The following is a 20,200-nucleotide window of genomic DNA, read 5'->3' on the forward strand; positions in this document are numbered from 1 at the left end:
CATGAAAGCAGTAGTCATCTCTTCGTTCGGCGGCCCCGACGTTCTGCAGCTGGCCGAGGTGCCAGACCCCGTGGCCGCGCCCGGCGATGTGCTCATCGACGTCGCCGCCGCCGGAGTGAACCGGGCAGACGTCAGTCAGCGCGAAGGTCATTACCCGTCCCCGGCCGGTGCGCCGGAATGGCCGGGCCTCGAGGTATCGGGAACGGTGGCTGAGCTCGGTGCCGGTGTCACCGGTTTCGCCGTGGGCGACCGAGTGTGCGCTCTGCTCAGCGGCGGAGGCTACGCCGAGAAGGTGAGCGTTCCGGCCGGCCAGGTGCTGAAGGTGCCCGAGAACGTCGACCTCGTCGACGCCGCCGGGCTGCTCGAAGTGGCCTGCACCGTGTGGTCCAACGTCTTTCTGCTCGCGGACTTGCGGCGCGGAGAGACGCTGCTGATTCACGGGGGGTCGAGCGGAATCGGCACCATCGGCATCCAACTCGGTAAAGCCTTCGGCGCGACGGTGGCCGTGACGGCCGGCTCGGCAGCGAAGCTCGAGGCGTGCGGCGCCCTGGGCGCCGACATTCTGATCGACTACAAGACCGACGACTTCGTCGCCCGCATCAAAGAGGCGGGCGGTGCGCACGTGATTCTCGACTCGATCGGCGGGTCGTACCTTGACCGCAACATTCGTGCGCTCACCATCGACGGGCACATTCTGAACATCGGAAACCTGAGCGGAGAGCCCGGCTCGCTGAACTTCGGGGCGCTGATGATGAAGCGCGGCACGATCCACGGCACGAGTCTGCGGGCGCGATCGGCGGCGGCGAAGGCGGCCATCGTGGCCAGCGTCGCCGAGAATGTCTGGCCCCTGGTCGCGAAGGGTCAGGTGAAGCCCATCATCGACACGCGCATCCCGCTCGCCGAGGCACCGCAGGCACACCGGCTGATGGAATCGTCGACACACATCGGCAAGGTGTTGCTCACTGTTACACGCTGACACACCGATGAAATATCGGCGAGCGTACGGTGGTTGAAGAGCAGTAACCGAACGTCACGATTTCAGGAGCAACGGTGAGCGAAGCGCAGGCGTCGAACGTATTCAGTCGACCAGATGACAGCGAAGATCAGCACACGGTCACCGGCGAGCACCAGTTGGTGCAGCACCCGAGTTCAGAGACGGTGACGCCCGACGAGTTCAAGGCGGCGTTCCGCAATCATCCGGCGGGCGTCGCAGTGATCACGGCCGACGCCGGTGACGGCCCGGTCGCCCTCACGGCCACTTCGGTGTTCTCGGTGAGCGCCGTGCCGCCACTGCTGGTGTTCTCGATCTCCGAGCTCTCGAGCAGCAGCCCCACCATCCGTCGCGCCGACACCGTGGTGGTGCACCTGCTCGGTGCCGACCAGATCGACATCGCCAAGCTGGGCGCGACGAGCGGCATCGACCGGTTCGCCGACACCTCCATCTGGAAGCGCCTGCCCACGGGCGAGCCGTATTTTCCCGCCGCACACGCCTGGATTCGCGGCCGCATCGTGAACAAGATGGAGGCCGGCGGCTCGACCGTGGTCGCCGTGCAGGCGCTCGAAACGCACGCCCCGAAGCCGGGCGACGAGTCGGCAGACGCGTCGTTCGCGCATCCGCTGGTGTACCACAACCGCACGTGGCACCGGCTCGACGAGAACTCGAAGATCCAGTAGCCGCCGACGGCGAGCGGATGCCCGGGGGCGAGTCTCGGCGTTATAGCTCAGCCTGCGCGAGGGCGGCCCGTCTAAGCTTGATCACGTGACCGAACGCTCCAGAATCTCGCACCGCATCGCTTCCATCTCCGAATCGGCGACCCTCAAGGTCGACGCCAAGGCCAAGGCCCTGAAGGCCGCCGGTCGCCCGGTGATCAGTTACGCCGCGGGCGAGCCGGATTTCGCCACTCCCGACTTCATCGTCGAGGCCGCCGTCGAGGCGGCGCGCGACCCCAAGAACCACCGGTACACCCCGGCGGCCGGGCTGCCCGAGCTGCGGGAAGCCATCGCCGCTAAGACGCTGCGCGACAGCGGCCTGGAGGTCAGCGCCTCGCAGGTCATCGTGACCAACGGCGGCAAGCAGGCCGTCTACCAGGCGTTTCAGACGCTGCTCGACCCGGGCGACGAGGTCATCGTGCCGACCCCCTTCTGGACCACCTACCCCGAGGCCATCGCGCTCGCCGACGGCGTGCCTGTCGAGGTGTTCGCCGGCAGCGACCAGGGTTACCTCGTCACCGTCGAGCAGCTCGAGGCCGCGCGCACCGAGCGTACGAAGGTGCTGCTGTTCGTGTCACCGTCGAACCCGACCGGTGCCGTCTACTCGCCATCGCAGACCGCGGCCATCGGCGAGTGGGCCGAGGCCAACGGGCTGTGGGTCATCACCGACGAGATCTACCAGAACCTCACCTACGACGGGATTCGTGCCATCTCCATCGTCGAGGCCGTGCCGGCGCTCGCCGACCGCACGATACTCGTGAACGGCGTGGCCAAGACGTATGCCATGACGGGCTGGCGGGTCGGCTGGATGGTCGGCCCGGCCGACGCGATCAAGGGCGCCGCGAACCTGCAGAGCCACCTCTCGTCGAACGTGGCGAACGTGTCGCAACGGGCGGCGCTTGCTGCGCTCACCGGTCCGCAGACCGCCGTCGAAGAGATGCGGCAGGCATTCGACCGCCGCCGCAAACACATTGTCGCTTCGTTGAACGAGATTCCGGGCATCCTGACGCCCACCCCCGAAGGGGCGTTCTACGTCTACCCCGACGTCACCGGGCTGCTGAACCGGCCGTGGGGCGGTGTGACACCGACCACCTCGCTCGAGCTGGCCGACCTCATTCTCGAGCAGGCCGACGTCGCCGTCGTTCCCGGCGAGGCGTTCGGGCCGAGCGGTTTCGTACGCATGTCGTACGCCCTGGGCGACGACGCTCTCGCCGAGGGCGTCGCCCGGCTTGCCACGCTGTTCGGCTGACCTGGACGGCGTCACTCTCGCTCAGGACTGAACCCCGGGCTGAACTCGCGCGGCCACGGTCGTGAGGTTGAGGAGCGACTGCGAGAGCGCGTCGTGCTTGTCGGTGGCCTGGTAGTTGTACTGGGCGTGCACAAGCCGTGCCACCGTGTCGGAATCGACGGCGAATTCGCTATAGTCCGGCAGATATCCGATGCGTTGCCCGAATTGCGCGCCGAACGCACAGAAGGCGCGCGAATTGCCGTCGCGAAACGGGTGGATGGAGTGGAACTCCCCGAGCGACTCCGCGACTCGGCTGAGCAGCACCTCGGGCTCGAGGTCTTTCGCGCGCAGAATGGCCGCAAGCTGGGCGAACTGAACCGACGCCGCGTCTGTCATCTCCGTTCCCGAGTAGTACGAATATTTCACCAGCGGCGCGTTCGTGTCTCCCGGCTCGAAACTCACGGAATCGGGCGCGAACCGGATCATCGCCGAATCGGGCCCGGTGCGAAACTGTCCGGCCCACGGGTAGAGGTCGCGAAACAGTGCCCGGTGCACAGCCCGGTAATGGTCTGAATCGAAGTCTCCCGAAATGGGCGACTTCGACAGTTCGATCAGTCGAAGGCGCGAGATCTCCACCTCGATCGCCCGAAAGCGTGGGGAATCCGCGAGTTGCTCCCCCGTCTGCGCGTCGCGAAGGTTGTTCTTGAGCATCAGGGTGCCGTCGATCAGGTAATCGTCAAAGTCTCGGATGAGCGGGCGATAGCTGCGGTCGATGACCACCCCGTGCCGCTCAGCCGTCAATTCCACAGCCTCGTCGGCGGAGAGCGCCTCGATGGCGACAGCAGTCGCCACTTCTCGATGGGCCGGGGAGCCCTTGCCAACCTTCACGTAAGCCAGCACAGCGTCGGCGAAGTTGAGCCGCCAGGCCACCGTGTCGGTATCGGCCTCGATCGACCCGGTCAGCGCATCACCGAACACCATTCCCCCGCTTCGCTCTCATCCACCTGCGTCGGTGCGGTCGGATGCCGTGCTGAGGCCTATTCGATCCTTTTCTCTTCGAGAATTCGACCCCCCAAACACGGGTCAGCGAGAGGCGGGTCACCGAGAGCCGATGAGACTGCCTTGCGGTTCGTAGCCCTCGAGAGCAGCGTCGAGGGTGCGCAAATAGGCATCGTGCCGGCCCGTCGCCTGATTCTGGTGGCGCGCATGCATCAATGACTCGCGAAGCTTCGCACCCATCACGAATACCGCGGGGTCTGCCGGATAGCCCGAGGCCGCGAAGAGTTGCAGCGCCCACACGAACAGGGTGCGGTTGTGACCATCACGAAAGCAGTGGATGGTCTGCAGCTCACCGCCGTGCTCCGACATGCGATCGATCACTTCGCGGCGAGACATGCCCGGCGCCCGCAACAGCAGCTCGGCAACCGCCGCGTACTGTACAGACGCGGAATCTGCGATCTCGCTCCCGGGGTAGAAGCGATAGGCGATCATCGGCGCCGCCGCATCACCCGCTTCGTAATTGACTGCATCGGGCGCGAATCTAATCATCGAGGACTCTGGACCGACCCGCTCCTGGCCGGCCCACTGATAAATGTCTTGAAAGACATGACGGTGTATCGCCTTCATGTGGTCGTAATCAAGATCGCCTTGAATCGGATCGATGGCCAATTCGACGATGCGAAGGCGAGAGATCTCTATCTCGAGCTTTCGGAACACCTCGGGGTCTTCGACGCCGAACGGGTGGCTGGGGTCGCCGAAATTGTTACGCAGAGCGGTCGAGCCGGGAATGGTGTAATCCTCCCATTTCGCAATCACGAAGTGCTCGGGCCGCTCGGTACCGACGCCGGCATTCTGCACCGCGAGGGCCACAGCTTCTGCTGCGCTCAGCTCGCCGGTCGCCACTCGGCGCAACAGAACCCGGTGCGGCTCGTCACCGGGGCCGGAATTTGCGAGCGCGAGGGCCGCATCGGCATAGTCGATGCGCCACTGAATAAGCTCCTCGGTGACCTCTCCCGGCCGCACCATCGGCTTGAATGACATCGACGCCCTCCCGAACTCTGTCACCAATGTATCGGTTCTTAGAGAACCGCTCATCTATTTGAACGCTTTTGTACCTCCTGTGCGATCCCCCAATCGGGGGATATGGCGGGTCGGTCGATGAGAGGATCGTCGCTGCCCCGGTCACGGCCGCACGAATCGGTCGGCGTTCCGGTCGATGTTGCGTTCAGGCGCCATCGCCAGGTTCAGGGTATCGAAGTAGGCACCGTGCGTGCCCGTCGCCTGATTGTGGAATCTCGCGTGCATCAACCGATCGCGAAGTTCTCTGCCCATGAGAAACACAGCCGGATCGACGGGGTAGCCGATCGCCTCGGCGAAGAAGATGCCGTAGACGCAACTCGCCCGAACATTCCCGTCGCGAAAGGCATGAATAGTCTGCAACTCGCCACCGTATTCGGCGAAGAGATCGATGACTTCTGTTCGCGTCAGGTCGGTGCGAAGCGGCAGCGAGGCGAGAAGCGCGTATTGCACTGAGGCAGCCTCGGCAATCTCGGGCCCGGAGAAATAGGCGTACTTGACGAATGGCGCAGCGGGGTCGCCCGCCTCGTAATTCACCGCATCAGGAGCGAAGCGCACAACCGGTGTTGTGGGCCCGACACGCTCGTGCCCAGCCCAGTCGTAGATGTCACGAAAGAGTCGACGATGAATAGTCTTCATGTGTTCGTATCCGAAGTCACCCTTGGGAAAGTTGGCGACGACGTCGACGATTCGAATCTGCGAGATCTGAATCTCGAGCGCGCGAAATCGTTCGGGGTCTTCTTCCCTCGGGATTCTCGAAGTCTGTGAGTCGATTCCTGAGCGTCGACGAGCCGGGGATGAAGTACTCGTCCCACTCGCGCACACGAAGCGCGGAGTCTCGGCGAACGAGCCCTTCCCTCTTCAGTTTGTGCGCAACAGCTTCGTCGGCGGACATGACTCCGCGCGCCACCCTTTCGACGAGCGCACGCTGACTCCTGTCGCCCGCATCCGACCGCGTGGCAGCCAGCACGCCGTCGGCACAGTCGATGCGCCAGCGCACCTCGTCTTCTGACGGCAGACCTTGGTTGACCGGCGATCGAACAGCCATCACTCGTTCCCCCGGGTCTCCGATCTCCCACACAAAGGGAGGTCTACTCATCTATTCCAGTGCTTTTGTGCCTCCTGTGCGATCCCCCGATCGGGGGATGCGCAAGGTCGACCAGGTGGAGGCTGTTGTCGAAGCGCGATGCAGGCCAGCATGGGGGAATGACAACGAACGAGATTGCCGTGAGCGTTGAGAACCTCACGAAGAGCTATGGCACGTTCGCCGCGCTGAAGGGCGTCACCTTCGACATCAAGCGCGGCGAGACCTTCGCCCTCCTCGGGCCGAATGGGGCGGGCAAGAGCACCACCATCGAGATTCTCGAGGGATACCGCGACCGCACGGGCGGCGAGGTGCGGGTACTGGGCACCGATCCACAACACGGCGGTCTGCCGTGGAAGGCGAAGCTCGGCATTGTGCTGCAGAGCTCGGGCGAGAGCGGCAACGTTACCGTGCGCGAACAGCTCACCCAGTTCGCCGGCATGTACCCGAATCCGCGCACGGTGAACGAGGTGATCAGCGCGATCGGGCTCGAAGAGAAGGCCAACACCCGCATCAAGAATCTGTCGGGCGGTCAGCGGCGGCGAGTGGATGTGGGGCTCGGCGTCATCGGAAGGCCCGAGTTGCTCTTTCTCGACGAACCGACGACCGGATTCGACCCCGAGGCCCGGCGGCAGTTCTGGGAGCTGATTCGTTCGCTGAAGCGGGAGGGAACGACCATCCTGCTGACCACCCACTACCTCGACGAGGCCGCCCAGCTCAGCGACCGGGCTGCAGTCGTCGCCGGCGGAGTGCTCGTCGACATCGGACCCGTCGGGTCGCTCGGGTCGGCCGAGGCGCGCATTCCCATCGTGCGCTGGCGCGAGAGCGGCATCGTTCGCGAGCAACGAGCCACCGAACCGGGCGCCGTCGTTGCCGACCTCGTCGCCCGACTCGGCGAACCCGAGGGGCTCGAGGTCGTGCGCCCCAGCCTCGAAGACATCTACCTCGACCTCGTCTCTGCTCAGACCGCCGGAACAGAGAACACCGAGGCCGAAGCCCGCGTCTTGGCGAACCAGACAGACCCGACGGCCGACACGACGAAAGAAAGTGAACTCGCATGAGCACCGTGACCCAGACCTCGCCCTCCTCCTCATCGTCTGCCGGCAGTGCGAGCGCCGCCGCCTTCGGCGTAGGCCGCACGGTCCGACTCGGCCTCAGCCGTATCGGCTACGAGACGAAGATCTACTTTCGCCAGACCGACACCCTCTTCTTCACGTTCTTGTTCCCCGTGATCATGCTGACTATTTTCTCCGTGGCCTTTCAGGGCATGGGCAACGTCGGGGCGAATCCCGACGGCACGGGCGGCATCAGCCAGGCTGCAGCGTATTTGCCGGGAATGATCGCCGCGGGCATCCTGCTCTCTGGCGTGCAGAACCTCGGCGTCGACATCGCAACCGAACGCGGCGACGGAACGCTGAAGCGCCTCGGCGGCACCCCGCTGCCGGTGCTGTCGTACTTCTTCGGCAAGATCGGGCAGGTGTTCGCCACCTCGGTGCTGCAGATCGCGTTGCTGCTGCTCGTCGCCGTGGTGGCGTTCGGTGTGCAGCTGCCCACCGATCCTGCCAAATGGATGACCTTCGTCTGGGTCTATCTGCTCGGAATCGCCACTTCGGCAATACTCGGCATCGCCATTTCGAGATTGCCCCGGTCGGGCAAGAGCGCCACGGCGGTCATCATTCCGCCGGTGCTGATACTGCAGTTCATTTCGGGTGTGTACCTGCAATTCGCGCTGCTGCCCGACTGGCTGCAGACCGTGGCGAGCATTTTTCCGCTGAAATGGATCGCCCAGGGCATGCGCTCGGTGTTTCTGCCCGAGTCGTTCGCGTCGGTCGAGCCGGGTGGAACCTGGAATCTGGGCGCGGTCGCCGTGGCGCTGCTGATCTGGCTGATCGCCGGGCTCATCGTGTGCCGGGTGACGTTCCGGTGGATCCGCAAAGACAGCTGACGATGAATTCGCCATGCACGTCGGCGACGCGCGACCTAGCGGGCAAACATGCCCTCTCTTCGCCACACGACTCCTAGATTGAGAAGATGACTCGCTTCAGCTGGTGGCACGTGGCCGTCGGGGCGACCGTTGTCGCGCTCGCGGCGGCGGTGGCGATCGACTTCGCCGACCACCCCGGCTCGACCATCGGCGCCTGGGTCTGCCTGGCCCTGCTCGGCGGCGGGTACGCTGCGTTCGGCTGGCGAAGCTTCACGGCCGATGACCCGGCGACGAATGCCTTCGCGGCGGCGGCCGTCGACCGGCGGGAACGGGCATCCGCCGTGGTTTTTCCGCTGTTGGCTATCGTGTGCACCAGTGTCGGCGTGGCCTTCGATCCGAATCTCGCCACATTGCAGGCCATCACGTTTCCCATCATCTGGTTCTCGGTCGACCCGATGCGACGGGCGATCGTGCTGAACGTGCTGCTGGCCGTGGGGGTGACTCTCGGCTTTCTGGTTTCGACCGGAACGAGCCCGGCGGCTATCGCGCAGGCGATCGTGATCGAGACGATCTCGCTGCTGTTCAGCCTCGCGCTCGGCTTGTGGTTCAGTTTCGCGCTGCGGCAAGGTCAAGAGAACACCCGTCTGCTGAACGAGTTGCGAGCGGCACAAGGCGAACTCGCGACGCTCAGCCGCGACAGCGGAATTCTGAGCGAACGCGAGCGGCTCGCCGGCGAGATCCACGACACCATCGCCCAGAGTCTCACCGGGCTCGTCATGCTCGCCCAGCGCACGCGTGGTCAGCTGCCGGATGATCTCTCCCCCGCCCGCGCGAATCTGCAGGTGATCGAAGACATCGCCCGCGAGGCGCTCGTCGAGACCCGCGCCCTGGTCGCCGCCAGCGCGCCGGTCGACAACGACGGCGGACTGTTGCCCGCCCTTCAGCGGCTGATCTCACGTTTCACTCGCGAAACGGGTGTGACCATCGATCTCGAGACGACGGCCTACACAGGCCAGCCGAATGAGGTCGAAGTGGTGCTGTTGCGTTGCGCCCAAGAGGCTCTGGCGAACGTTCGAAAACACTCGGGTGCGACGAGTGTCTCACTGGGCTTGGCCGAGGCGGCGGGGATCATTTCGCTGACGGTGAGCGACAACGGGGCAGGCATCGACGCCGCCCGGCCGATCGATGGCGGCTTCGGGCTGGCGGGCATGCAGCAGCGGCTCGCGCTGCTCGGTGGCACGCTGCGAGTGGCGCAGTCGGCGAGCGGCGGAGTGGAGCTCGCGGTGACGCTGCCGGCACAGGGCGCTGCCGAGGCGCGCGGCTCGGGTGGCGCGCCGGCGGCGGGTGCAGGCGACCGCGCCGGGGCGGCGCGCGTACCACCCGCGGCGGGGCGGGTGACGTCGTGATTCGCGTGCTGGTCGCCGACGATCATCCCATCGTGCGCAGCGGAATCGTCGGGCTGCTGCAAGATGCGCCCGACATCGAGGTGGTCGGCGAGGCCTCGAACGGGCTCGAGGCCGTGACCCTCGCAGGTTCGCTACGGCCCGATCTGGTGCTGATGGACCTCCGGATGCCCGGCCAGGGCGGCGCCGAAGCCACGGCCCAGATCGTGGCCGGCCTGCCCGACGTGCGTGTGCTCATACTCACGACGTACGAGACCGACGACGACATCTTGCCCGCCATCGAGGCCGGCGCGAGCGGATACCTCGTGAAAGCCGCCCCCGAAGACGAGATACTCGCGGGCGTGCGCGCGGTCGCGGCCGGCCAGACCGTGCTTGCGCCGTCGATCGCGTCGAAGCTGGTCGAGCGGATGCGCGCTGACCGCACCCCGCCACCGCGACTCAGTGCGCGCGAACTCGACGTGCTGCGGCTCGTCGCCGCGGGCCAGAGCAACCCCGAGATCGCGCGGCGGCTGTTCATCGGCGACGCCACCGTGAAGACGCACCTGCAGCACACCTTCGAGAAGCTCGCCGTGACCGACCGCACTCGCGCCGTGACCCGCGCCATGGAGCTCGGCCTGCTCTGACCGCCGCCACCCCGCTCGCCGCTCTTCGGGCGGCGCGTCCTAGCGAGGGTATGGGTGGGTGCGTCGGCCGTCGGCCGTCGGCCGTCTGGTGCCTGCCGTCAGCCGTCAGCCCGGGGCTTTCGTCGGACGACAGCTCACATGTCGACGTATTGTCGACGTGTTGGCTCAGCTCCGACCGTTCTCCCTGCCGCTCACTCGACCCGGGCACTTACTCGCCGTCGACGGCGCCGAATCCTACGAAGACGGGCTCGGGTGAGAGGTTCACGCCGAACTCGGCCTGCACACGCCACTGCACGAAGCGCGCCAGTTCGGCGATCTGCTCGGCGGTCGCTCCGCCGCGGTTGACGATGGCCAGGGTGTGCTTCGACGAGATGGCGGCCGCTGAGCCGGGCAGGGCAAATCCCTTACGAATGCCCGCCTGCTCGATGAGCCACGCCGCGCTGAGTTTGACGGTGTAGCCGCCCTCGGGCGGAGCCACCGGCACGTCTGGCACCAGCGGCACGGGCGACTCGCCGAATCCGTCGTCGGCATCGCCGAATCGCCCCGCGCCGTGCGCGCCCGGGGGGCCCAGGCCGTACCCGCCCGGGCCGCCCAGCGGGATGATCGCGGCAGGCTCTTCGGGTGCGGTGAGCCACTGCGGGGCATCCCGAGGCAGCGTACGCGCGAACGACTCGCTCACGATGGGGTTGGTGAAGAACGACCCGGCACTGACCGAGTCGGGATCGTCGGGGTCGAGCACCATGCCTTTGGAGGCCCGCAGCCCCAGCACCGCAGCACGGACCTGCGCCAGTTCGACGCTGTCGCCGAGTTCGACGCCGAGCGCCCGGGCGAGCTGGTCGTACTCCACGGGCCCGCTGAGAGCGCCCGCAGCCTCTCCAACGGCACCGCCGGCACCGACAACACCGACAGCACCGACAGCACCGACAGCTCCGTCGGCACCATCGCCACGCGCGCCGGCCCGCAGCCGCAGGTCGAGCGACAGCACTACGCCCGCCTTGCCCCGCTTGAAGACCGACGTGCGGTACCCGAAACCGAGATCGCGCGCGGCGAGCCACTGCACCTCGCCGGTCTCGTAGTCGAGAAATTCCACCCCGACGAGCACCGACGACAGCTCTTGCCCGTACGCACCGATGTTCTGCACCGGCGCCGCGCCGGTCGAGCCGGGGATGCCCGACAGTGCTTCAATTCCGCCCAGCCCTTCGGCGACGGCGTAGGCGACCACCGAGTCCCAGGGCTCGCCGGCCTGCACCCGAAGCCGCACGGTGCCGGGCGCATCTGCGGGGCCGCTCTCGAGCCGCTCGATTCCGCGTGTCGCGAGCACGATGACGGTGCCGTCGAAGCCTTCGTCGGAGATGACCACGTTCGATCCGCCGCCCAGTACGAACCACGGCTCGCCGTCGGCCCAGACCGTGAGGCACGCTTCGACCAGCTCGCTCGAATCGGTAACCCTGATCATCCGCTCTGCCGTACCGCCGACGAGCAGGGTGGTCAGCGGCGCGAGAGGCGCCGAGCCCCAATGTTCGATCATGCTCTGCCTCTCTGCCCGCTCGCTGCCAGTCTCTGCCACCACTCTCTGCTGCCCTGCCGCCGTGCCGCCACAAAGGCCCCTCAGGCCGCGTGCACGCGCACTTGCGCCTTGCCGAGCACGGTTGTTTCGGCGGCGGTCACCACGAGGTCGATGCGCGCGGCGCCTGCTTCGGCGTCGACCTGTCCGATCTTGGCGATCACGCTGACCACCGCCTCGCCGTCTGCCGGAACGTAGACGGGCCGCGTGAACCGCACCTGGTAGTCGTCGATCAGGGCCGGGTCGCCGAGCCAATCGACGACGGGCTGCACGGCTGCGCCCATGGTGAGCATTCCGTGCGCGAGCACGCCGTCGAGCCCCACCGACAGCGCGATGTCGTCACGATAGTGAATGGTGTTGAAGTCTCCGGATGCCCCGGCGTATCGCACGAGCGAATCCCTCGTGAAAGCGAACTCGCGTTGCGCCACCACGTCGCCGACGCTGAGCGCCCGGAGTGCCTGCTTCGTGAGCGTCATGAGTCACCCCGCACGACGAGCGTAGATGTGGTGGTGGCGACGTGCTCGCCTGCCGCGTCTTCGATGACCGACTCCGACGTGATCATGGAATTACCGCCGAGCGACTTCACGCTCGCGATGGTCTGCACCGCCGTGAGCTCGTCGCCCGCGACGATAGGCCGCGCCGAGGTGAACTGCTGCTGGCCGTGCACCACGTGCGACAGCTCGATTCCGGCATCGTCGTCGTCGAGCAGCTGCTGCAGGGTGAACTGCTGCAGCACTATCGCAAATGTCGGGGGCGCCACCACGTCTGCGTACCCGGCCGCGCGAGCGGCCTCGACGTCGAAGTTCAGCGGGCTGGTCGAGAAGACGGCGCGCGAGAACTCGCGGATCTTCTCCCGCCCGACGAGGTAGCTGGGGGTCTTCGCGTACACGCGCCCCTGAAGTTCTGGGTTGATTGGCACCCCCCAAGTGTACGAGGCGCCGCATCTCTCGCGGCCACAGAGCCTTAGCCGGCGGGGGCCGTGCGGGCCGAAGAACTCACGCCGTACGAGCCGTCGGGGTTCCAGAACACCACGTCTTGCGACACCGAGCGATCGGGAAACGAGGCGCTGCCGTCGTTCAGCTGCAGGCTGGTGATGCGCAGCTCGATACCCATCGAGGTGAACTCCTCGGTGGTCACGCACGTCGCACTCTGGGTTCCATCGGTATAGACGGCCAGCAGGCACGGCTGGTTGATGCGGTTCTCGACCGCGTAGACCGTGAGAAACGAGTTCGCCACACCGAGCAGCCGCAGCGAATCCGGTTGGTAATAGGGGTCGATGTTCGCCGGCGGAATCGACGGCGCGAGACTCGGGTCACTGAAGATGGTGAGGCCACGAGTCGCACCCGCGATCGTCTGCGACGGGGTCGGGATGCCCGTTCCGGCCGCTCCGGGCAGCAACGCGAATCCGGCACTGCCCTGGGGCGCGAGCTGTTGCGCGACGACGAGGCCGACGCCGGCCAGCAGCAGCACTCCGCAGGCGATGGCGGTCCACATCCAGACCTGCGAGCGACGGCGCCAGCGAGCGACCGTGCCGCGGGCTGCATCCTCGTCACCGTCGGGGTCGTCGAGCGGGAGATCATCGTCGGCGGCGGCGATCTGAGAAGCCTGCGCCGAGGGCCGAGCGCCAGCCTCCACTGCGCGGTGCGCCTCCGCTTCGCGTCTCGCCGCGCGTGCCGATGCCGCGTCGATCTGCGGTCGGGCATCCTGAACAGCTCGATCTAACGCCGCGGCGTCGTCTGACAGCTGCTGCTCGAGTTCAAGCAACGCGGCCTGACTGACGTCCGACCCGGAGCGCGAGAACACCTCAGCCTGCAGAACGGCCCGCTCGGCCGCCGGGTCGAGAACTCCGCTCGGCGAGTCAGCGAGAGAATGCCCGCGCCACCAGAGCGCGTCGGCAACGTCGTGCCGACCGGCATACACCAGACGCAGCGCCGCGTCGACGTCGGAGTCATGCTGCATCAGCTGCAGGATGCCCGTGGCTTCGTCACCCGTCACGACCGGCGCAGGCACGCTCGCGCCCGCGCTGGCGGGAACCTCGGGCGGCGTCATCGACATACCTCAATCCTCCCGCAGGTTTATACATAAAGTGCACCCTCGCTATTCGGAGCCCGACCCGTAGTGACACTGGTATCTGGCTGAATTTCGGCGAACAACGACGCGATTCCGTCGCCGTGCGCCGCACCCGGTCGGCCAGAATGGAGAGCATGACGACCTCGCACGCGAACTACAACTACGCCCTCGACTGGGTGCGGCGAACCGTCGAGCACGGCCCGATGCCGATCGGTGTGTTCGGGGCTGCCACCTCGAGCGGCGTACAAGAGATCGCCGCCTTCGGCACCGACGACGGGCGCCGAGCCGCCGTCGACGATCACTTCGCCCTGTTCTCCGTGACAAAACCGCTCGTCGGGCTTGCCGCCATGCGCGCCGTCGAACGCGGCCAGCTCAGCCTGAGCGCCCAGCTCGCCGAGGCGGTGCCCACGTTGGCCGGAACGCTCGCCGGCCAGGTCACGCTCGAGCAGCTGCTCAGCCACCGCAGTGGGTTGTTCGATCCGGCGCTCGACGCCGCCGATCCGCGCGCCCTTCTGCAGAACGCCTCGCTCGTCTTTCCGCCCGGAACCATGACGCAGTACTGCAACATCGCATTCGTCGGAATCGAGTTACTGCTCGAGGCGGCCACCGGCATCTCGCTGGCCGACCACGTCGCGGCGTTCACCGAGCTCGACGGGGTCTCGACGCTCGCCCTCGACACGGGCGAGGGCCGCGATGCCCACCGCGTTCACGGCTCCGAGGAGGTCGGGCTCGACGTCGCGGCGATGGCCCGTGTTCGGCATCCTGCTGCCGGGGCCTATGCCACGGCGACCGATCTGCTGGCGCTGGGAAGCGCACTGCTTCGAAGCACCGCCGCCGCGGGTACGGCCCCTGCCACGGCAGAGGTCGTGCATCCGGCGACCCTCGCAGCGATGAGGGTGAACCGCACCGCCGGGCTGCCGCGCCTGAACTCGAAGCTGAACGATGCCCGCGACCAGGACTGGGGCCTGTCTTTCAACCTTCCGCACTCGCCCGCGCTCCTCGAGCACAACCTGTTCGGGCACGGCGGATGGTCGGGCTGCCAGTTCTGGGTCTACCCCGAGTACGACGCGTGTTTCGTGCTGCTGACGAACCGGCTCGACCTGCCCGACCTCGGCGTGAGAGTGGATGAACTGCAGAACGCCTTCGCCGGCGGGCTCGTCGCGCCTCTTAGGGCGTGACAGGCGATGCGCGCAAGAGTCGACTGAAATTCGCCGAACGTGCCAGAGTTACAACAGCGATAGTTCACACAGCCCAACCGTCGAGCTGGCCACGTGCCTCAAGGAGTTCATCATGAGCAACGACACCCCTCCCCCCGGCGGTCCGGTCGACCCCTACCAGCAGCCTCAGGTGCCGGCAGGTGAGCCTGCGGCGCCCTACGGCCAGCCGCCGACACCGGCACCGGCCCCGTACGGCCAGCCGACAGACCCGTACGGCCAGACGGCGCCCTACGGCGCCTACCCGGGTCAGCCTCCGGTGACCGAAAAGACGAACGTGCTCGCGATCGTCTCGTTGGTGCTCGGCATCGTCTCGTACTTCACCGGGTTCTTCTTGGCCATCGGCGCCGTCATCACCGGTCACATCGCCCTCAGCCAGATCAAGAAAACGGGCGGCAAGGGCCGCGGAATGGCCATCGGCGGCCTGATTCTCGGTTACGTGAGCATCGTCGCCGGAATTATCGTGACCATTCTCGTCATTGTGCTGATCATCGCGGCGGGGGCGACAACTGCGGCGAACGAGAAGGCGCTGAACGACTTGCTGAACTCGGCGAGCGCGTTTCCCCAGCCCTCCGAGACCGACAGCAGCGGCGGCGGAATCCAGACCAGCAGTGAGGCCTGCACGATTCTCAACGGCGACGTCTCCGATTCGGCTTCAGCCCTCAGCGACAACTTCGCGGAGTTGCAGAGCGACCCCGCGGCTGCAATGACCGCGCTGCAGAACCTCTCCGACGACTTCACGACGGCCGAGGGCGACATCAGCAACCCCGATGTGCTCGAAGCGGCGACCCAGGCGAACACCGACTTGCAGCAGCTGATCACCGACATTCAGGCGTTCCAGGCCGATCCGAGCGTCGGTACCGGCGCCATTGTGGCCGACTCGTCGGCCGTGCAGACCTCGTTCTCGGCGATCGGTACGCTCTGCCCGTAGAACCGCAACGCCTGCGGTCGCGGTGGGCCGTGCCCGAGCCGAATACACCTGAGCCGAATACAATGGTGTCGCTATGACATCAGCCGAGGGCATCCAGCAGTCGGATCCCGAGTCGCGCGAGCGACCCGGGCAGCGTGACGACGTAACTCCCGACGAGCGAGCGAGTCAGCTCAAAGAGCGGGTCTACGTGACCTTCACCGCGCTGGCGGTGCTGATCGCGCTCGCCCAAGAGACAGAATCGCCCGGCGCAGCCGCGCTCGTGCTTCTGGTGACCACGTGCGGGGTGCTGCTGGCCGGCCTGGTCGCGGACATCATCTCGCACACCGCCGTGCACTCGAAGCTGCCGTCGCGGCATGAACTCGGGCACATGATCGCCACCAGCGTCAGTGCACTGGCCGCCATCGCGGTGCCGATGATCTTGTTCGGCCTGGCCGCGCTGGAGATCATCCACGTCGACGCCGCCCTCCGCGCCGGCCAGATCGTGCTCGCCATCTCGCTGGGTGTGATCGCGCTCGGCGCCCTGCGGCGGGCCGGGCTCACCTGGTGGCGGCGCCTTCTGCTGGCGGGCATCCTCACCGCCGTCGGCATCGCGGCCATCGTGCTCGAGTACCTCGCCCACACCCTCTAGCTCGGCCCCTCGAACTGGCAGGTATGACGGAGGCGACGTCGACGAACTCGTCAGGCGGGCTGCGCGGTCGTGCTCACCTGCAGAGCCAAGCTCGAAATCGACTGAGAGCGACGGGGCGCGGGGAGGGGAGCCCCTCGAGGCGGGTAGAGTCACGTGAGTCCCGCACCGAGAGCGTGCGGGGGTTGACGTTGTGATGATGGTCGGAGTCTTTTGGTGAAAACCATGACGCAGCCGGTGAAGGTCGGAGCCAGCGGGCTCGCGATCGCGGCGCTGGGTGTGGTGTTCGGTGATATCGGAACCAGCCCGCTGTATTCTCTGCAGACCGTTTTCAGCATCGACGGCGGGGCAGTGAAGGCCACGCCCGACGACGTCTACGGCGTGATCTCGCTCATGTTCTGGGCCATGACCATCGTGGTATCGATCAAATACGTGTCGATCTTGATGCGCGCCGACAACGACGGCGAAGGCGGAGTGATGGCCCTCGCGGCGCTGGCACAGCGCCTCTACGCGAAGAACGCCGGCAAGGCAGGGCTCCTGCTCATCATCGGCATCGTCGGGGTCTCACTGTTCTACGGCGACTCGCTGATCACCCCCGCGATCAGTGTGCTGTCTGCCGTCGAGGGCCTACAGGTCGCCGTGCCAGGCATCGCCAACCTGATCGTTCCGATCGCCGCGGTCATTCTCACCGGCCTTTTCGCCTTTCAACGGTTCGGCACCGGCAAGGTGGGCAAGCTGTTCGGCCCGGTGATGGTGCTGTGGTTCGTCGTCATCGGTCTGGCCGGCCTCGCGATGGTGGTGCAGCATCCGAGCGTGCTGGTGGGGCTGTCCCCGTCGTATGCGGTCGTGTTCATCGTCGCTCATCCCCTCATCGCCTTCGTGGCGATGGGTGCGGTCGTGCTGGTCATCACCGGCGCAGAGGCGCTCTACGCCGACATGGGCCACTTCGGCCGGCCGCCGATTCGCCGGGCGTGGTTCGTCGTCGTCTTCCCCGCTCTCGTGCTCAACTACCTCGGCCAAGCTGCGTTGATTCTTCAGGATCCGGCCTCGCGCGCGAATCCGTTCTTCTTGCTGTTTCCCGACTGGGCGCGCCTGCCGATGGTCGTTCTCGCCACCGCCGCCACTGTGATCGCGAGTCAGGCCGTCATCTCCGGGGCCTTCTCGCTGACCCGGCAGGCCATTCAGCTCGGACTGCTGCCGCCGCTCACCGTCAAACACACGTCAGAGAAAGAGGGCGGCCAGGTCTACCTGCCCGCGGTCAATGCTCTGCTGTTCATCGGTGTGATGGCCGTCATGCTGGTGTTCCGATCGTCGGCGGCCCTCGCAACCGCGTACGGCGTTTCCGTCACCGGTGCCCTGCTCGTCGACACGGTGCTGCTGCTGTTGGTGGCCCCGCGCCTCTGGGGCTGGGGTCCGCTCAAGATCGGCGCCGCCGCCCTGGTCTTCGGAGGGCTCGAAGCGACCTTCCTGAGTGCCAACCTGTCGAAGATCCTGCACGGCGGCTGGGTACCGCTGCTCGTCGCCTTCGCCGTGATCGTGGTGATGACCACTTGGCGTCGCGGCAGACAACTCGTCATCGCCGGGCGCATCAAGAAAGAAGGATCGCTCTCGGAATTCGTGGACAAGGTGCGCGAGAAGAACATCGTTCGCGTGCCGGGTATCGCGATCTTTCTGCATCCGAATAGAGACTCGACCCCGCTCGCGTTGCGCGCGAACGTCGAACGCAACAAAGTTCTGCACAAGCGCGTCATCATCGTCAGCGTCGTGATCGAGAACATTCCGCATGTCGACCCGAAAGACGCGTTCGAGTACAACGACCTCGGTTACTCCGACGACGACATCGACCACCTCAAGATTCGCTTCGGCTTCTCGGACTCCCCGAACATCCCCCGCGCCCTGCGCAGGGCCTGCATGCTCGACGTTCTCGACCTGTCGGCCAAGCAGGTCGACGCGGCGTCGTACTTCGTGTCGCGCGGGGCGATCCGTACGACACGCGCCCCGGGCATGGTGCCGTGGCGCAAGAGTCTCTTCGCAGCTCTCGCGCAGAACGCGGCGAACCCGGCGGCGCGTTTCGCGCTGCCCGCCAGCCGCACCGTCACGATGGGCAGCGACATCGACATCTGAGCCGTTCGCGACGTTCGCGCGCTTCGTGCCGCCTCAGAACGTCGTACGCACCAGCGGGGTCGCGGTTCCCGCCAGCCGAATATCGACCGAACGGATGCTCGCGGTCGGCACACTCGTCGACGCCGACAGACCACCGGCGGCGGTTGACGACGTGGCACTCCACGAGGCGACCGTCGTCTCGGCGCCGGAGTCGTCGGTGACGACCAGCTCGTAATCGCCCGAACCACCGTTCTCGGTCGCCCACCCCGCGTCGGAGTAGTGGCAGGTCCAGTCGAATCGGGTACCCCAGCCCTTCGGGGTGACCTGCAGGTCTGCCGTCATGACGCCGGCGACCACGGGGGTCATCGACACGGGATTCGTGACCTGGGGTTCGCCCGTCGCGGGCGCAGCCGGGGTGGCAGGGGCGGCCGGGGTGGGTGCGGCCAGCGGCGCGGAGGATGCTACCGGCACAGACGGACCCCGCACCGCGCCCGTCACCCCGCCGATCACGAGGCCGCCCACGACAAGAGCAACGGCGGCCGCCGAGGAGAGCCCCACGAGCATCCACCGCCCGCGTTGGCGACGCCGAGCTGCTCGATGGGCCAGCGACTGCACAGAGGCCGAACTCGCCGGAACCGGAGCCGGAGTCAGCGCCGGAGCCGGAGTCAGCGCCGGAGCCGAAGTCAGCGCCGGAGTCGGGGCCGCTGCCGGCGCCAGCGCCGCTGCAAGCACAGCGTCGTCCGACTCCAACGCCTGGTCGGCCGGCACGGCACGCCCAGGCTCTGCCAGCAACGCGACGGCCTCCTCGGCCGACAGCATGCTCAGAATGCCCGGCAGCCCGGCGAGCTCGGCCACCTCTGCGGCGCGCGCCGCGTCGACGGCCAGCAGCCGCTCGTAGACGCGGCGGTCATCGGCGCTGAGTGCGCCCAGCACGTACGCCGCATCCCAGTCGCGAAGATCGCGCGACCTGTCGCTGAAACTCGCACTCTCGTTCACTCGGTCACCCCCCGTTCTTGCAGGGCGAGTTTGAGCGCGCGCAAGGCGTAGTGCAGGCGCGACTTGATCGTTCCCTCTGGCACGTCTTCGGCCCGGGCGATCTCGGCCACCGACTGACCGAGGTAGTACGCACCGACGATCGCCGACCGGTGTTCGTACGAGAGGTTCGAGAGGGCATCCGACAGCAGCCAGGCATCGAGCACCTGCCCGGTACGGTCGGGGCCGGGTCGCTCGGGCACGGTGTCGGTGGCGAATTCGTGCGCCCGCCGCGCACTGCGACGATCGTCGATCACTAGATTGCGGGCCACGGTGAACAACCACGCTCGTGCCGATTCGTCACTCTGCTGCAGGATGCTCGGCTTCTTCCACGCCCGTAGCAACGACTCCTGCACCACATCTTGGGCCAGCCCGTAGTCACCTGTGAGGCGGTAGACGTAGCGGAACAGGGCGGCGCCGTGTGCGTCGTGAACGGCCCGCAAAAGCTCGGCCTGATCGTTCTGCATCTGCGCCTCCCACTTGTGAACAACGAGGCAGACGCGACTTTCGTTCAGTACTGATTCGTGGTGAACGTTTGCCGAGGCTATGCCGTCGTTCGGGGGTGACGGCCACTCTGAGCCGCCCATCGCAGTCACATTCGAAAGAAGACATC

At 66.6% G+C, this 20,200-nt stretch carries 20 protein-coding genes; 11 read left to right on the forward strand and 9 right to left on the reverse strand.

All coding sequences use genetic code 11. The annotated features are described in order from the left end of the window. Nucleotide 1: 1 nt before the first annotated feature. The 3 genes from LQ955_RS13235 to LQ955_RS13245 all read left to right on the forward strand — a co-directional run bounded on the left by LQ955_RS13235 (nt 2) and on the right by LQ955_RS13245 (nt 2,959). Nucleotides 2-976: an NAD(P)H-quinone oxidoreductase gene (locus LQ955_RS13235; RefSeq protein WP_231024981.1), complete on the forward strand. Its 975-nt coding sequence runs from the start codon at nt 2-4 to the stop codon at nt 974-976. A 155-nt stretch (nt 977-1,131) separates the two neighbouring features. Then, nucleotides 1,132-1,674: a flavin reductase family protein gene (locus LQ955_RS13240; protein ID WP_231028144.1), complete on the forward strand. Its 543-nt coding sequence runs from the start codon at nt 1,132-1,134 to the stop codon at nt 1,672-1,674. A gap of 85 nt (nt 1,675-1,759) precedes the next feature. Then, nucleotides 1,760-2,959: a pyridoxal phosphate-dependent aminotransferase gene (locus tag LQ955_RS13245; protein WP_231024982.1), complete on the forward strand. Its 1,200-nt coding sequence runs from the start codon at nt 1,760-1,762 to the stop codon at nt 2,957-2,959. Nucleotides 2,960-2,980: 21 nt separating this feature from the next. Here the strand turns inward: LQ955_RS13245 and LQ955_RS13250 are convergent, their stop codons facing one another. From LQ955_RS13250 to LQ955_RS13260, 3 genes are all read right to left on the reverse strand, one after another. Further along, nucleotides 2,981-3,919 carry a Fic family protein gene (locus LQ955_RS13250; RefSeq protein WP_231024983.1) on the reverse strand — a complete coding sequence of 313 codons (939 nt, stop codon included), beginning with the start codon at nt 3,917-3,919 and terminating at the stop codon, nt 2,981-2,983. A 117-nt stretch (nt 3,920-4,036) separates the two neighbouring features. Continuing rightward, nucleotides 4,037-4,978, reverse strand: coding sequence for a Fic family protein (locus LQ955_RS13255; RefSeq protein ID WP_231024984.1), 942 nt, complete (start codon nt 4,976-4,978; stop codon nt 4,037-4,039). Nucleotides 4,979-5,119: 141 nt separating this feature from the next. Next, nucleotides 5,120-5,653, reverse strand: a complete 534-nt coding sequence (locus LQ955_RS13260; protein ID WP_231024985.1) for a Fic family protein — start codon at nt 5,651-5,653, stop codon at nt 5,120-5,122. A 567-nt stretch (nt 5,654-6,220) separates the two neighbouring features. Between LQ955_RS13260 and LQ955_RS13265 the strand changes: the two genes are divergently transcribed. The 4 genes from LQ955_RS13265 to LQ955_RS13280 all read left to right on the forward strand — a co-directional run bounded on the left by LQ955_RS13265 (nt 6,221) and on the right by LQ955_RS13280 (nt 10,048). Next, the gene (locus LQ955_RS13265; protein WP_231024986.1) at nt 6,221-7,159 is read left to right on the forward strand and encodes an ABC transporter ATP-binding protein; all 939 of its coding nucleotides are present in this window, start codon (nt 6,221-6,223) and stop codon (nt 7,157-7,159) included. After that, the gene (locus LQ955_RS13270; RefSeq protein ID WP_231024987.1) at nt 7,156-8,043 is read left to right on the forward strand and encodes an ABC transporter permease; all 888 of its coding nucleotides are present in this window, start codon (nt 7,156-7,158) and stop codon (nt 8,041-8,043) included. Before LQ955_RS13265 ends, LQ955_RS13270 begins: the two co-directional genes overlap by 4 nt. An 86-nt stretch (nt 8,044-8,129) precedes the next feature. Then, a complete protein-coding gene (locus tag LQ955_RS13275; RefSeq protein WP_231024988.1) occupies nt 8,130-9,428 on the forward strand; it encodes a sensor histidine kinase in 1,299 nt (432 codons plus the stop codon). Then, on the forward strand, nt 9,425-10,048 hold the full coding sequence (locus LQ955_RS13280) for a response regulator (RefSeq protein ID WP_231024989.1): 624 nt from the start codon (nt 9,425-9,427) through the stop codon (nt 10,046-10,048). Before LQ955_RS13275 ends, LQ955_RS13280 begins: the two co-directional genes overlap by 4 nt. A gap of 208 nt (nt 10,049-10,256) precedes the next feature. Here LQ955_RS13280 and LQ955_RS13285 read toward each other — a convergent pair whose 3' ends face one another. The 4 genes from LQ955_RS13285 to LQ955_RS13300 all read right to left on the reverse strand — a co-directional run bounded on the left by LQ955_RS13285 (nt 10,257) and on the right by LQ955_RS13300 (nt 13,667). Next, nucleotides 10,257-11,576, reverse strand: coding sequence for an FAD-binding protein (locus LQ955_RS13285; protein ID WP_231024990.1), 1,320 nt, complete (start codon nt 11,574-11,576; stop codon nt 10,257-10,259). An 80-nt stretch (nt 11,577-11,656) separates the two neighbouring features. Continuing rightward, a complete protein-coding gene (locus LQ955_RS13290; protein ID WP_231024991.1) occupies nt 11,657-12,088 on the reverse strand; it encodes a MaoC/PaaZ C-terminal domain-containing protein in 432 nt (143 codons plus the stop codon). Beyond that, complete coding sequence (locus LQ955_RS13295; protein ID WP_231024992.1) at nt 12,085-12,531, reverse strand: MaoC family dehydratase N-terminal domain-containing protein; 447 nt, start codon at nt 12,529-12,531, stop codon at nt 12,085-12,087. The genes LQ955_RS13290 and LQ955_RS13295 overlap by 4 nt, the downstream gene beginning before the upstream one ends. A gap of 44 nt (nt 12,532-12,575) precedes the next feature. Further along, complete coding sequence (locus LQ955_RS13300) at nt 12,576-13,667, reverse strand: hypothetical protein (RefSeq protein WP_231024993.1); 1,092 nt, start codon at nt 13,665-13,667, stop codon at nt 12,576-12,578. 149 nt (nt 13,668-13,816) lie between these two features. Here LQ955_RS13300 and LQ955_RS13305 point away from each other — a divergent pair, with 149 nt between their 5' ends. The 4 genes from LQ955_RS13305 to LQ955_RS13320 all read left to right on the forward strand — a co-directional run bounded on the left by LQ955_RS13305 (nt 13,817) and on the right by LQ955_RS13320 (nt 18,576). Continuing rightward, nucleotides 13,817-14,860 (forward strand): serine hydrolase domain-containing protein, encoded by a 1,044-nt coding sequence (locus LQ955_RS13305; protein WP_231024994.1) that lies wholly within the window; start codon nt 13,817-13,819, stop codon nt 14,858-14,860. A gap of 112 nt (nt 14,861-14,972) precedes the next feature. Further along, nucleotides 14,973-15,827, forward strand: coding sequence for a DUF4190 domain-containing protein (locus LQ955_RS13310; protein ID WP_231024995.1), 855 nt, complete (start codon nt 14,973-14,975; stop codon nt 15,825-15,827). A 73-nt stretch (nt 15,828-15,900) separates the two neighbouring features. Next, a complete protein-coding gene (locus LQ955_RS13315) occupies nt 15,901-16,455 on the forward strand; it encodes a hypothetical protein (RefSeq protein ID WP_231024996.1) in 555 nt (184 codons plus the stop codon). A 222-nt stretch (nt 16,456-16,677) separates the two neighbouring features. Beyond that, nucleotides 16,678-18,576, forward strand: coding sequence for a potassium transporter Kup (locus LQ955_RS13320; RefSeq protein ID WP_231024997.1), 1,899 nt, complete (start codon nt 16,678-16,680; stop codon nt 18,574-18,576). Between the two features lie 33 nt (nt 18,577-18,609). Here LQ955_RS13320 and LQ955_RS13325 read toward each other — a convergent pair whose 3' ends face one another. Both LQ955_RS13325 and LQ955_RS13330 read right to left on the reverse strand, forming a co-directional pair. Continuing rightward, a complete protein-coding gene (locus LQ955_RS13325) occupies nt 18,610-19,551 on the reverse strand; it encodes an anti-sigma factor (protein ID WP_231024998.1) in 942 nt (313 codons plus the stop codon). Continuing rightward, entirely contained in the window at nt 19,548-20,054 is a 507-nt protein-coding gene (locus LQ955_RS13330) for a sigma-70 family RNA polymerase sigma factor (RefSeq protein ID WP_231024999.1), read from the reverse strand. The genes LQ955_RS13325 and LQ955_RS13330 overlap by 4 nt, the downstream gene beginning before the upstream one ends. Nucleotides 20,055-20,200 lie beyond the last annotated feature (146 nt).

Origin of the sequence: Subtercola endophyticus, from assembly GCF_021044565.1 — a bacterium.
GTDB lineage: Bacteria > Actinomycetota > Actinomycetes > Actinomycetales > Microbacteriaceae > Subtercola > Subtercola endophyticus.

Coding starts and splice junctions, on each gene's coding strand:
- LQ955_RS13235 (WP_231024981.1), top strand. CDS start 2: ATGAAAGCAGTAGTCATCTCTTCGTTCGGCGGCCCCGACGTTCTGCAG.
- LQ955_RS13250 (WP_231024983.1), bottom strand. CDS start 3,919: ATGGTGTTCGGTGATGCGCTGACCGGGTCGATCGAGGCCGATACCGAC.
- LQ955_RS13255 (WP_231024984.1), bottom strand. CDS start 4,978: ATGTCATTCAAGCCGATGGTGCGGCCGGGAGAGGTCACCGAGGAGCTT.
- LQ955_RS13260 (WP_231024985.1), bottom strand. CDS start 5,653: ATGAAGACTATTCATCGTCGACTCTTTCGTGACATCTACGACTGGGCT.
- LQ955_RS13265 (WP_231024986.1), top strand. CDS start 6,221: ATGACAACGAACGAGATTGCCGTGAGCGTTGAGAACCTCACGAAGAGC.
- LQ955_RS13270 (WP_231024987.1), top strand. CDS start 7,156: ATGAGCACCGTGACCCAGACCTCGCCCTCCTCCTCATCGTCTGCCGGC.
- LQ955_RS13275 (WP_231024988.1), top strand. CDS start 8,130: ATGACTCGCTTCAGCTGGTGGCACGTGGCCGTCGGGGCGACCGTTGTC.
- LQ955_RS13285 (WP_231024990.1), bottom strand. CDS start 11,576: ATGATCGAACATTGGGGCTCGGCGCCTCTCGCGCCGCTGACCACCCTG.
- LQ955_RS13290 (WP_231024991.1), bottom strand. CDS start 12,088: ATGACGCTCACGAAGCAGGCACTCCGGGCGCTCAGCGTCGGCGACGTG.
- LQ955_RS13300 (WP_231024993.1), bottom strand. CDS start 13,667: ATGTCGATGACGCCGCCCGAGGTTCCCGCCAGCGCGGGCGCGAGCGTG.
- LQ955_RS13305 (WP_231024994.1), top strand. CDS start 13,817: ATGACGACCTCGCACGCGAACTACAACTACGCCCTCGACTGGGTGCGG.
- LQ955_RS13310 (WP_231024995.1), top strand. CDS start 14,973: ATGAGCAACGACACCCCTCCCCCCGGCGGTCCGGTCGACCCCTACCAG.
- LQ955_RS13315 (WP_231024996.1), top strand. CDS start 15,901: ATGACATCAGCCGAGGGCATCCAGCAGTCGGATCCCGAGTCGCGCGAG.
- LQ955_RS13320 (WP_231024997.1), top strand. CDS start 16,678: ATGACGCAGCCGGTGAAGGTCGGAGCCAGCGGGCTCGCGATCGCGGCG.
- LQ955_RS13330 (WP_231024999.1), bottom strand. CDS start 20,054: ATGCAGAACGATCAGGCCGAGCTTTTGCGGGCCGTTCACGACGCACAC.